The following is an 11,972-nucleotide window of genomic DNA, read 5'->3' on the forward strand; positions in this document are numbered from 1 at the left end:
CCGTTTGCCTCCGGTCACTGTGGGGCGCGAACCTTTCACGGTTTGTTCCGCCGACCCGAATGCCTTGCTCCCGTACGCCCTCGAGCTCTGGGACGTCATGCAGATCTCCGACCTTCCGTATCCCGACCCGGGCGTGCCCGACGCACGCTCCGGCCCCCGGTTCCTGTTCTGGCTCGGCCGCAACCAGCTCGACGGCCAGCTCCGATCCCTCGCCTGGGGACTGCTCCACTTCACGTCGGTCGCCGGACTGCCGTACGCCGTCGGCTACGCCGTACAGGCCGTCGTCGACGGCTCCGGCGCCCGCCTCGCCGCGGCGGGCGGCCTGATCGTGCTGCTCGGTGTTGCCATCGCCTGCGGCGACACGATGCTGCACCGCACGGCGGTCACGAACTGGATCACCGCTGCCGCCCGCGTGCAGCAGCTGCTGGCCCGCAGGACCGCCGCGCTCGGCGCCGCCCTGACCCGACGCGTCGCCGCCGGTGAGGTCGTCGCGGTCTCCACCGGCGACGTGGAGAAGATCGGCTGGTTCGTCGAAGCCCTCTCCCGCTTCGCCGCCGCCGCCCTCACCGTCGTCCTCGTCTGCGTCAGCCTGGTCGTCTACGAACCCGCGCTCGGCGTCGTCGTCGCGATCGGCATGCCGGTGCTCGCCCTGGCGGTGCTGCCGCTGCTGCCCCGCGCCACCCGGCGCGCGGACCACCAGCGCGAGAAGGCGGGCCGGGCCACCGAACTCGCCTCGGACACCGTCGCCGGGCTGCGCGTCCTGCGCGGCATCGGTGGTGAGGAACTCTTCCTCGACCGCTATCGCCACGCCTCGCAGGAGGTCCGCAAGGCCGCCGTGCGCAGCGCCCGCATGTGGTCGCTGATCTCCTCGGTCCAGGTCCTCCTCCCGGGTCTGCTGCTCATCGTGATCGTCTGGTACGGCGTCCATCTCGCGCGCGAGGGCCGGATCAGCGTCGGGGAACTGGTCACCGTGTACAGCGCGGTGATGACCCTCAACTACCCACTGCGCCACTTCGAGGAGATCGCCATGGCGTACTCCTTCTCCCGTCCCTCGGCGCAGCGCGCGGCCCGGGTCCTGGCCCTGGAACGCGTCGTCGAGCCGTCGGGCGGGCTGCGCGCGGCGGCGGCGCCGCACGGGGATCTGTACGACCCCGCGACCGGTCTGCTCGCCCCGGCCGGTCGGCTGACCGCCGTGGTGTGCGGCGACCCGGATCTGGCCGGACGCCTCGCCGACCGGCTCGGTGGCCACGCGACCTCCGACGACGGCGACCGTGACGGCGCCGGTGGGGCAGCGCTGACGCCGTCCGCGCTACTGGGCGGGGTGCCGCTCGACGAACTGCCGCTGCACGTGGCGCGCACGGCGGTACTCGTCCAGGACAAGGACCCGGTGCTGTTGTCGGGCACGCTGGCCGAGCTCCTCGACGTGCCGTCCACCGGATCCGTCCGGCCGGACGAGGCGCTGGCCGCGGCGGAGTGCTCCGACATCCTGGACGCGCTCACCCAGGCGTCCCTGGACGACGATCCGCTGAGCGCCCGCATCACCGAACGCGGCCGGTCCCTCTCCGGGGGGCAGCGCCAGCGCCTGGCTCTGGCGCGCTCCCTCGTCACCGACCCGGAGGTGCTGGTCCTGGACGAGCCGACGTCCGCCGTCGACTCGCACACGGAGGCCCGCATCGCGCAGGGTGTCCGCGCTCTGCGGCGGGGCCGCACGACCGTGGTCCTGAGTTCGTCACCGCTGCTGCTCGACCGTGCCGATCGTGTCGTGTTCGTGCACGAGGGCGAGGTCGCCGCGGTCGGCGAGCACCGCGAACTGGTGCACACCGAGCCCCGGTACCGCGCCGTGGTCACGCGCGAGACCGACGAGGAGGCGGCCGCCGCCCGTCCCGGTGGCGGGGCGCGCACTCCGTCCGGTACCGGGCACGACATCGCGTCCCCCACCGCGTCCCTCACCGAGTCCGACATCGAGATCGAGATCGAGGAGACGGCATGATCGGCGTAGCGCCTCCGGCCTACGACCCGGCGGCCCCCACCACGGCGAGCACTCTGCCGGTCGGCGCCCCGGCCACGGTCCGCGCCTATGTGCGCGAGCTGTACCAGCGCCACCGGCGCGCCTTCCTGCTGCTGATCGGCGTCAACACGGTCGCCGTGATCGCCTCGATGGCGGGCCCCTATCTGCTGGGTGGCGTGATCCAGGACGTGGCGGACGGCACCGACGGCGCCCTGCGCGACCTCCATCTGGAGCGGACCATCGCCCTGTTCACGCTCGCCCTGGTGGTCCAGGCCGTCTTCGTCCGGCAGGTGCGGCTGCGCGGCGCGATGCTGGGCGAGCGGATGCTGGCGGACCTGCGCGAGGACTTCCTCGTGCGCTCCGTCGGACTGCCGCCCGGTGTCCTGGAGCGGGCCGGCACGGGTGATCTGCTGTCCCGTATCACCACCGACATCGACCGGCTCGCGAACGCGATGCGGGAGGCCGTCCCCCAGCTGTCCATCGGCGTCGTGTGGGCCGCTCTGCTCATCGGTGGTCTCGCGGTGACCGCGCCGCCCCTGGCCCCGGCGGTCCTCGTCGCCGTGCCGGTGCTGGTGCTCGGCTGCCGCTGGTACTTCAAGCGGGCACCCTCGGCCTACCGCTCGGAGGCCGCCGGGTACGCGGCGGTGGCGGCGGCGCTCGCGGAGACCGTGGACGCCGGACGCACCATCGAGGCGCACCGGCTCGGCGACCGGCGCGTGGAGATGTCGGAGCGCCGCGTCAAGGAGTGGACGGCCTGGGAGCGCTACACGCTCTATCTGCGCTCTGTCTTCTTCCCGGTGATCAACGCCGTGCACGTCCTGGTCCTGCTGTCCGTCCTGCTGATCGGCGGTGCCTTCGTCCTCCAGGGCTGGATCGGGGTGGGCCAGCTGACGACGGGGGCGCTGATCGCGCAGATGCTGGTGGATCCGCTCGGCCTGATCCTGCGCTGGTACGACGAGCTCCAGGTCGCCCAGGTGTCCCTGGCCCGCCTCGTCGGGGTGCGTGACATCGAGCCGGACGCGGGCGACGCCTCCGTACGGCCCGACGGCCGTGACGTCCAGGCCGACGACGTGCACTTCGGCTACCGCGAGGGCGTCGACGTGCTGCGTCAGGTGACCCTCGACGTCGCTCCCGGTACCCGGCTCGCCCTGGTCGGCCCGTCCGGCGCGGGCAAGTCGACGCTCGGCCGGCTGCTCGCCGGGATCTACGCGCCCCGGCTCGGGCAGGTCACGCTCGGTGGTGCGGAGCTCTCCCGGATGCGGGCGGAACGGGTGCGGGCACACGTCGCCCTGGTCAACCAGGAGCACCACGTCTTCGTGGGTTCGCTGCGGGACAATCTCCGGCTGGCCAGGACCGGCGCCGAGGACACCGAGCTGTGGGCTGCCCTCGGCGCGGTCGACGCCGACGGATGGGCACGCGGCCTGTCCGACGGGCTGGACACGGAGGTCGGCTCGGGCGGCGTGGCGCTCACTCCGGCGCAGGCCCAGCAGATCGCGCTGGCCCGGCTGGTCCTCGCCGACCCGCACACTCTGGTCCTGGACGAGGCGACATCGCTCCTGGACCCGCGCGCGGCCCGCGATCTGGAGCGCTCGCTGGCCCGTGTCCTCGACGGCCGGACGGTCGTGGCCATCGCGCACCGGCTGCACACCGCGCACGACGCGGATGTCATCGCCGTCGTCGAGGACGGGCGGATCCGTGAGCTCGGCAGCCACGACGAACTGGTCACCGCCGACGGGGCGTACGCGGCCCTGTGGCGCTCCTGGCACGGGTAGCTGTCCGCGGAGGCGGGGCGCGGCGGGCTTCGGAGCCGGCCGGTGCGCCCTGCCTCCCGCCCTGGGCAGGGCCGAAGCAGGGAGTTCTGGAGGATCCGGTTCCGGAGAGGGAGGGGAAGGGGGCGGCGCCGAAGAAAGCCCGCGGAGAGCCCTCGGAAGTGCGCAGGGAGCCCTCAGATGAAGTTGAGCGCGGCCGCGCAGCCCACGCCGCCGAGCAGCATGAACACCGGCATGAGCACCTTCAGCTCGACCCAGCTGCCGGCCCGGAACCGCATCATCTTGGGCGGCCCGATCGGGTACCAGCGCTTGCGGCCGATCGGGATGGGCCACAGGATCGGGCAGCCCGAGACGGTGAGCGCGTCCCCGATGTCGTGCACCAGCGCGCCCAGCACGATCGGCAGGCCCAGCCACAGGTACTCCTGGCCCGGCGCGGTGAAGAGCCAGTCCGATCCGTTGCCCGGCTTGTCCAGGATCCCGGCCAGGATCCAGGCGCTGGTCGCCGCGAGCAGCCAGACCAGGACGTCGCTGCTGGAACCGCGTGCGGCCCGCCACAGCAGCCCTTCGATGGCCAGCACCATGTGCACGAAGAGGATCCCGAGGACGGCCCAGCGCCCGCCGGTGATCGCCGCCACGGAGGCGCCCGCCCCTATCAGGACCGCCCACAGCCACGTATGGGTGAGTGTGCGGTGCCCGCCGGAGCGGCGCGGGTCGCCCTGTTTGCGGGTCGCCTTGTAGACGGCGTACGACAATTTGTCGACAATGCCACAGATCGCCCGCGAGACCGGGCCGAAGGCGCGCGAGATGGTCGCCGCCTTGTGGTCGAGGTCGGGGGCGAGCGCCCCTCCCGCGCAGATCAGCGCTCCGACGAGGACCACCGTCCACGGCATCGGGTGCCCGGCGGCGGCCGCCGCCGCCCCCACCCCCAGCCAGGCCGCCGCTCCTGACAGCGAGTGTGCCGGTCCCATCATGGTGGTGTCCCGCCCCGTTCTTCTTGTGTCGACGTCCAGTTGCCCCCGTCGGGCCGTGCGCGTCCTGACGCTCCGTCGGCGACTCAGCGTAGCGTTCGTGATCTTCGTACGGGCATCCGATTCCCTGATCGGGACGGAAGGCAGGCAAGATGGTGACGTGACCCTTATCGATCAGCTTCCGAAGACCGCCGATCCGGACGCCCTCTACGACGCCTTCGAGTCGTGGGCCGTGGAGCGCGGTCTCACCCTCTACCCCCACCAGGAGGAGGCGCTGATCGAGGCGGTGTCGGGGGCGAACGTGATCGTCTCGACGCCCACCGGGTCCGGCAAGAGCATGATCGCGGCCGGCGCGCACTTCGCGGCCCTCGCCCGCGACGAGGTCACCTTCTACACGGCTCCCATCAAGGCACTGGTCTCCGAGAAGTTCTTCGAGCTGTGCAAGCTGTTCGGCACCGAGAACGTCGGCATGCTGACCGGCGACGCGTCGGTGAACGCGGACGCGCCCGTCATCTGCTGTACCGCCGAGGTCCTCGCGTCGATCGCGCTGCGGGACGGCGCGCGGGCCGACATCGGCCAGGTCGTCATGGACGAGTTCCACTTCTACGCCGAGGCCGACCGCGGCTGGGCCTGGCAGATCCCGCTGCTGGAGCTCCCGCAGGCACAGTTCATCCTGATGTCGGCCACGCTCGGCGACGTCTCGATGTTCGAGAAGGACCTCACGCGGCGCACCGGCCGTCCGACCTCGGTGGTCCGCTCGGCGACCCGCCCGGTCCCGCTCTCCTACGAGTACCGGCTCAGCCCGCTGACGGAGACCCTGACCGAACTGCTGGAGACGAAGCAGGCGCCGGTCTACATCGTGCACTTCACGCAGGCGCAGGCCGTCGAACGGGCCCAGGCGCTGATGAGCATCAACATGTGCACGCGCGAGGAGAAGGACAAGATCGCCGCGCTGATCGGCAACTTCCGCTTCACCACCAAGTTCGGCCAGAACCTGTCCCGTTACGTACGGCACGGCATCGGCGTCCACCACGCCGGCATGCTGCCGAAGTACCGCCGCCTCGTCGAAAAGCTCGCCCAGGCCGGTCTGTTGAAGGTCATCTGCGGCACCGACACCCTCGGCGTGGGTGTCAACGTCCCCATCCGTACCGTGCTGTTCACCGCCCTCACCAAGTACGACGGCAACCGCGTCCGCACACTGCGCGCCCGCGAGTTCCACCAGATCGCCGGACGCGCCGGGCGCGCCGGTTTCGACACGGCCGGTTTCGTCGTCGCGCAGGCACCCGAGCACGTCATCGAGAATGAGAAGGCGCTCGCCAAGGCCGGCGACGACCCGAAGAAGCGCCGCAAGGTCGTGCGCAAGAAGGCCCCGGAGGGCTTCGTCGGCTGGACGGAGAGCACCTTCGAGAAGCTGATCTCCTCCGACCCCGAGCCGCTGACCTCCCGCTTCCGCGTCACCCACACCATGCTCCTGTCGGTCATCGCCCGCCCGGGGAACGCGTTCGAGGCGATGCGCAAGCTGCTGGAGGACAACCACGAGCCGCGCAAGGCGCAGCTGCGGCACATCCGCCGGGCCATCGCGATCTACCGCTCGCTGCTGGACGGCGGCATCGTCGAGAAGCTCGACCAGCCGGACGCGTCGGGCCGCATCGTGCGTCTGACCGTCGACCTGCAGCAGGACTTCGCGCTGAACCAGCCGCTGTCGACGTTCGCCCTCGCCTCGTTCGACCTGCTCGACCCGGAGTCGCCGTCGTACGCGCTCGACATGGTGTCGGTCGTGGAGTCCACGCTCGACGACCCGCGGCAGATCCTGCACGCCCAGCAGAACAAGGCGCGCGGCGAGGCCGTCGCCCTGATGAAGGCGGACGGGGTCGAGTACGAGGACCGGATGGAGCGTCTCCAGGACATCTCCTACCCGAAGCCGCTGGAGGATCTGCTCTTCCACGCGTACAACACGTACCGGACGAGCCATCCGTGGGTCGGCGACCACCCGCTGTCGCCGAAGTCCGTCATCCGTGACATGTACGAGCGGGCGATGACCTTCACCGAGTTCGTCTCCTACTACGAACTCGCGCGCACCGAGGGCATCGTCCTGCGGTACCTGGCGAACGCGTACAAGACCCTCGATCACACCGTGCCCGACGACCTCAAGTCGGAGGACCTGGAGGATCTCATCGCCTGGCTCGGCGAGATGGTGCGCCAGGTCGACTCCAGCCTCCTGGACGAATGGGAGCAGCTCGCCAACCCCGAGGTGATGACGGCCGAGGAGGCACAGGAGAAGGCCGACCAGGTCAAGCCGGTCACGGCGAACTCCAGGGCCTTCCGTGTCCTCGTCCGCAACGCCATGTTCCGCCGCGTCGAACTCGCCGCCCTCGACCACGTCGAGGAGCTGGGCGAGCTGGACGCCGAGTCCGGCTGGGACGCGGACGCCTGGGGTGACGCCCTGGACAAGTACTGGGACGAGTACGAGGACCTCGGCACGGGCCCCGACGCTCGCGGCCCCAAGCTGCTCATGATCGAGGAGGACCCTGAGCACGGGCTGTGGAAGGTGCGGCAGACCTTCGCCGACCCCAACGGCGACCACGACTGGGGCATCAGCGCCGAAGTCGACCTCGTAGCCTCCGATACCGAAGGCCGTGCCATCGTCCGGGTCACGGACGTCGGTCAGTTGTAGATCCAGGACAGGGCGGACGGTCGTGTCCGCCCGCGTCCACGCGCCGGAGTCGTCCGGCCGCGCACACGAGAGAGAACCACGCATGACGAATCCTGCGGAGCGGCTCGTCGACCTGCTCGACCTGGAGCAGATCGAGGTCAACATCTTCCGCGGACGCAGTCCGGAGGAGTCCCTGCAGCGGGTCTTCGGCGGGCAGGTCGCCGGCCAGGCCCTGGTCGCCGCGGGACGCACCACGGAGGGCGACCGTCCCGTGCACTCGCTGCACGCGTACTTCCTGCGTCCGGGGCGCCCGGGCGTGCCCATCGTGTACCAGGTCGAACGGGTCCGTGACGGCCGCTCGTTCACCACCCGCCGGGTCACCGGCGTCCAGCAGGGTCGCACGATCTTCAATCTCACCGCCTCCTTTCACAAGCCCGAGGAAGGGGCCTTCGAGCATCAGTTGCCGCCGGCCCGTGAGGTACCGGATCCGGAGTCGCTGCCGACGGTCGCCGACGCGATCAAGGGCCATCTCGGCGCCCTGCCCGAGGCGCTGGAGCGCATGGCGCGCCGCCAGCCCTTCGACATCCGGTATGTCGACCCGCTGCGCTGGACCCCCGAGGAGGTCGAGTCCGCCGAGCCGCGCAGCGCCGTGTGGATGCGCGCCGTCGGCCCGCTGGGTGACGACCCGCTCGTGCACACCTGCGCGCTGACGTACGCGAGCGACATGACGCTGCTCGACGCGGTGCGTCTGCCGGTCGAACCGCTCTGGGGACCGCGCGGCTTCGATATGGCCTCGCTCGACCACGCCATGTGGTTCCACCGTCCTTTCCGTGCCGATGAGTGGTTCCTCTACGACCAGGAGTCGCCGATCGCGACGGGCGGCCGGGGGCTGGCCCGCGGCCGCATCTACGACCTCGAGGGGCGGCTGCTCGTCTCCGTGGTCCAGGAGGGGCTGTTCCGAAAGCTCGAAGGGTGACCGGTCCGGTCGGCGACCTCGACACGCTGCTCGCACAGGCCGTGCGACTGCGGGAGTCGGGGCACCGCGAGGAGGCGCGTGCGCGGCTCCTCGCCCTCCGTGACCGGTATCCCGACGACGCCCGGGTCGCCTACCAGACCGCCTGGGTCCACGACGCGCTCGGTCTCGAGGCCGAGGCTGTCGAGCACTACGTCGGTGCGCTCTCCGGCACCGGGCTCCGCGAGGAGGAGCGCAGGGGCGCGCTGCTCGGTCTCGGCAGCACCTACCGCACGCTGGGCCGGTACGCGGAGGCGGTGACGACGCTGAGCGACGCGACCGCCGAGTTCCCGGCCGACAACGCGCTCAAGACGTTCCTGGCGATGGCGCTGTACAACGTGGGCCGTGCGCACGACGGGATGCGGCTGCTGCTCACGGTGGTGGCCGGGACCAGCGCCGATCCGGACATCGTGGGGTACCGGCGGGCGATCGAGCACTACGCCCAGGACCTGGACGCGGTGGAGGGCGCCACGCGGCCCGGCCGCGCTTCAGCCCCGTCTGCCGAATAGCCTCCCCCACAGTCCGCGTGCCGCTTCGACGGTCACGAGCTGTGGATCGGGTGCGCTCTCGGTCCCGGGCCCGGCCACCGGTACGGCTGCTGCTTCCGGCACCGTGGGCCGCGGAGCGGGTCGTAGGCGCCGCGCCTCCGCCAGGCTCAGCAGAAGGTTCGCCCGCAGCCAGCTGATCTCGTCCGGGTCGTCGGCGATCAGGACGCGCTCGACGACCTGGGCCGTCGGCGAATCGGGCGCCCCGTACCAGGACTCCTCGGGTCGGAGCCGACGCAGGTGGGCGCGCTCGTACGGGTTCTCGACGAGCTCGGCGAGCTCGGCCGGGTCCAGGAGCGTGGCCATCGCGGCGGCCCGGTCCCATGGATCGCGGCTCTGTCCCAGCAGATAGCCCGCGTGCCGTGCCCGCCACCGGCGCGGCCTGAGATCCTCACCGGCCGAGAGGCGGGCGCGCATCTTGGCCGGCGCACGGCCGGTGAGGAGCGGCGCGTGGAGCTCGGAGGCCGCGAACTCCCGCAGTTCCGCGGCGAGGTAGAGCCACACCACCGTCCGGTACCGGTTGAGGTAGAACTTGGCCGGGATGAGCAGACCGGCGCGGGCGAGGCGGGTGAACCGGGTCGGTGGGATGTCCATGAGGAGCGCGCCCTCCGCGGTCCCCACGACCCTGACCTGCTCGCGCAGCGCGTCGGGGAAGCCCTCGGTGTCGCGGATCCGCTCGATCTCCTCGTGGGGCACGCGGCGGCGGCCGCCGTCCGACGCCGCGACCGTACGGATCCGGCCGAGGCGTACGGCGAGGTCGAACTCGCTTCGCTTCAACCCCAGTTCGCGGGCCGCGCTGCCCTGGGGCCTGGTCATGATGGAGCCTTGCACGATGGTTCTCCCCCGTCGGTCGATGACCTGCGGTCACACTCCGTGACCGCTCGGGAAAACCGTAGCCCGCAGCGGAGATTCGCGTCCGAGCCTGTGGATAACTCTGCCGAGCGCGCGCCGATCTCCGGCGTTACCGCAGCTCAGGGTCGATCACGTTAGTCCTATCGGGTTGTCTGGCGTCGACGGCCAGATGTTCCCCGACCCGGCTGACGAGCAAGGTCATCTCGTAGGCGACCTGACCGATGTCGGCCTCGGCGGCGCTGAGCACACACAGGCAGCTGCCGTCGCCCGCGGCGGTGACGAAGAGCACCGCGTCGTCGAACTCGATCATCGTCTGGCGCACACCTCCGGCGCCGAAGTGCCGACCCGACCCCTTGGCGAGGCTGTGCAGGCCGGAGGAGACCGCGGCGAGGTGCTCGGCGTCCTCACGGCGCAGGCCCGTACTGGCCCCGGTCACGAGGCCGTCGTTGGACAGGACCAGCGCGTGCCGCACATGTTCGACGCGCTGTGTCAGGTCGTCCAGCAGCCACCCGAGTCTTGCGTTCTGCACCATGATCCCGTCTCCCCGCTTCCTCTGGCTCCCCAGTGCCCCGGAGGGGACCGCTCCCCTGCCCGGAGGATCTCTCTCGCCAGCCTTCCCCACGGTCGGCGTCCGGGCAAGCAGGATGGACTCATGGCACACAAGATGACCGATGAGGAATGGCATACCTTCGTCTCCGAGGGCACCCGCACCGCGAAGCTGTCGACGGTGCGGGCCGACGGAAGCCCGCACATCGCACCTGTCTGGTTCGTGCTGGACGGTGACGACATCGTGTTCAACACCGGTAAGGACACGGTCAAAGGCCGCAATCTGGAGCGTGACGGGCGGGTGGCCCTGTGCGTCGATGACGAGCGGCCGCCGTTCTCGTTCGTGACGATCCAGGGCCGCGTCGAACTCAGTGAGGACCCGGCCGAGTTGCTGGATTCGGCCACCCGGATCGGCGGCCGGTACATGGGTGCGGACCGCGCCGAGGAGTTCGGCCGGCGCAATGCCGTACCGGGCGAACTCCTCGTACGCGTACGGGTCGAGAAGGTCGTGGCCATGGGTGACGTCGCCGACTGAGCCGGCCGTTACTCAGCCGACCGAGTCGAGCAGCCGGGCGGTGTGCATCCGCCCGGCGTACTCGACCAGCCTGATCAGCACCTCCTTACCGGAGTCACGGTCGCGCGCGTCGCAGAGCACCACCGGCGTCCCGCGGTCGAGGTCGAGTGCTCGTGCTACGTCCTGCGCACCGTGCGCCCTGGCGGTCGCGAAGCAGTTGACCGCCACGACGAACGGGATGCCCCGGTGCTCGAAGTAGTCCACGGCGGGGAAGCAGTCCTCGAGCCGTCGGGTGTCCGCGAGGACGACGGCGCCGAGTGCTCCCTGGGACAGTTCGTCCCACAGGAACCAGAAGCGGTCCTGCCCCGGGGTGCCGAACAAGTAGAGCGACAGACCGGACCTGATCGTGATGCGGCCGAAGTCCATGGCGACGGTCGTGGTGGTCTTGCGCTCCACGGCAGCCGTGTCGTCCACGGCCTGGCCCGCCTCGCTGAGCTGTTCCTCGGTGCGCAGGGGACGGATCTCGCTGACCGCGCCGACCAGGGTGGTCTTGCCTACCCCGAATCCGCCCGCGACCAGGATTTTCAGGGCCAGGTCGGCGGACTCGCCGGTAGCCGTGGAGTCAGAGTGCTCGCAGTCCATCGATGACTTCTCTCAGGATCTTCTCGTCCGGTAGTCGGGCCGGCGGCACCGGCCTGCTGACCTTGACGCAGGCCAGTTCCAGCAGGTCACCGAGGAGCACCCGGACCACCCCGACGGGCAGGTCGGTGTCGGCGGCGAGTTCGGCGACCGTCTGCGTCTCGGTCCGGCACAGCTCGATGATCGAGCGGTGCTCGGGCCCGAGGGCGGTGTCGTCATCGGCGGCGGGCGCGGCGGGGTCGAGCGACACCAGGGCGATCAGGTCGAAGCGCGCCGCCTGGGGACCCGCCGCGGTCCGTCCGCCCGTCAGCGCATAGGGCCGGACCAGGGGTCCTGCCTCGTTGTCGAACCACTGACTGCCCTGCTCGTGGGGGCTGCCGCGCGTCTCGTGCCCCTGGTGGGGGCCACTGTCGTGCGCTGCCGCGTCCCGGTACGTCTCTTCGAACATCTCCTCGTCCATGGGGTC

The 11,972-nt window shown here is 70.9% G+C and carries 11 protein-coding genes; 6 read left to right on the forward strand and 5 right to left on the reverse strand.

Features of this window, described 5'->3' with window-relative positions; genetic code table 11:
- The first annotated feature begins 97 nt into the window (after positions 1–97).
- Entirely contained in the window at positions 98–1,990 is a 1,893-nt protein-coding gene (locus ACZ45E_RS27205; RefSeq protein WP_468225530.1) for an ABC transporter transmembrane domain-containing protein, read from the forward strand.
- Positions 1,987–3,780 carry an ABC transporter ATP-binding protein gene (locus ACZ45E_RS27210; protein WP_468225158.1) on the forward strand — a complete coding sequence of 598 codons (1,794 nt, stop codon included), beginning with the start codon at positions 1,987–1,989 and terminating at the stop codon, positions 3,778–3,780. The genes ACZ45E_RS27205 and ACZ45E_RS27210 overlap by 4 nt, the downstream gene beginning before the upstream one ends.
- A 173-nt stretch (positions 3,781–3,953) precedes the next feature.
- Here ACZ45E_RS27210 and ACZ45E_RS27215 read toward each other — a convergent pair whose 3' ends face one another.
- Entirely contained in the window at positions 3,954–4,748 is a 795-nt protein-coding gene (locus ACZ45E_RS27215; RefSeq protein ID WP_468225160.1) for a metal-dependent hydrolase, read from the reverse strand.
- Positions 4,749–4,905: 157 nt separating this feature from the next.
- Here ACZ45E_RS27215 and ACZ45E_RS27220 point away from each other — a divergent pair, with 157 nt between their 5' ends.
- From ACZ45E_RS27220 to ACZ45E_RS27230, 3 genes are all read left to right on the forward strand, one after another.
- Positions 4,906–7,419 (forward strand): DEAD/DEAH box helicase, encoded by a 2,514-nt coding sequence (locus ACZ45E_RS27220; protein ID WP_468225162.1) that lies wholly within the window; start codon positions 4,906–4,908, stop codon positions 7,417–7,419.
- Between the two features lie 82 nt (positions 7,420–7,501).
- Positions 7,502–8,374, forward strand: coding sequence for an acyl-CoA thioesterase (locus tag ACZ45E_RS27225; protein ID WP_468225164.1), 873 nt, complete (start codon positions 7,502–7,504; stop codon positions 8,372–8,374).
- Positions 8,371–8,919 (forward strand): tetratricopeptide repeat protein, encoded by a 549-nt coding sequence (locus ACZ45E_RS27230; protein ID WP_468225166.1) that lies wholly within the window; start codon positions 8,371–8,373, stop codon positions 8,917–8,919. The genes ACZ45E_RS27225 and ACZ45E_RS27230 overlap by 4 nt, the downstream gene beginning before the upstream one ends.
- On the opposite strand, the gene ACZ45E_RS27235 is transcribed toward ACZ45E_RS27230, so the two are convergent.
- Both ACZ45E_RS27235 and ACZ45E_RS27240 read right to left on the reverse strand, forming a co-directional pair.
- Positions 8,899–9,771, reverse strand: coding sequence for a DUF6397 family protein (locus tag ACZ45E_RS27235; RefSeq protein ID WP_468225168.1), 873 nt, complete (start codon positions 9,769–9,771; stop codon positions 8,899–8,901). The two genes, ACZ45E_RS27230 and ACZ45E_RS27235, sit on opposite strands and share 21 nt — an antisense overlap.
- 145 nt (positions 9,772–9,916) lie before the next feature.
- Positions 9,917–10,339, reverse strand: coding sequence for a roadblock/LC7 domain-containing protein (locus ACZ45E_RS27240; protein ID WP_468225170.1), 423 nt, complete (start codon positions 10,337–10,339; stop codon positions 9,917–9,919).
- A 120-nt stretch (positions 10,340–10,459) separates the two neighbouring features.
- On the opposite strand from ACZ45E_RS27240, the gene ACZ45E_RS27245 reads away from it, so the two are divergent.
- On the forward strand, positions 10,460–10,888 hold the full coding sequence (locus ACZ45E_RS27245; RefSeq protein WP_468225172.1) for a PPOX class F420-dependent oxidoreductase: 429 nt from the start codon (positions 10,460–10,462) through the stop codon (positions 10,886–10,888).
- A 12-nt stretch (positions 10,889–10,900) separates the two neighbouring features.
- On the opposite strand, the gene ACZ45E_RS27250 is transcribed toward ACZ45E_RS27245, so the two are convergent.
- Complete coding sequence (locus ACZ45E_RS27250) at positions 10,901–11,509, reverse strand: GTP-binding protein (protein ID WP_468225174.1); 609 nt, start codon at positions 11,507–11,509, stop codon at positions 10,901–10,903.
- Positions 11,490–11,954, reverse strand: coding sequence for a DUF742 domain-containing protein (locus ACZ45E_RS27255; protein ID WP_468225532.1), 465 nt, complete (start codon positions 11,952–11,954; stop codon positions 11,490–11,492). Before ACZ45E_RS27255 ends, ACZ45E_RS27250 begins: the two co-directional genes overlap by 20 nt.
- Positions 11,955–11,972: the final 18 nt, after the last annotated feature.

This window comes from Streptomyces sp. NPDC030991, assembly GCF_055571235.1.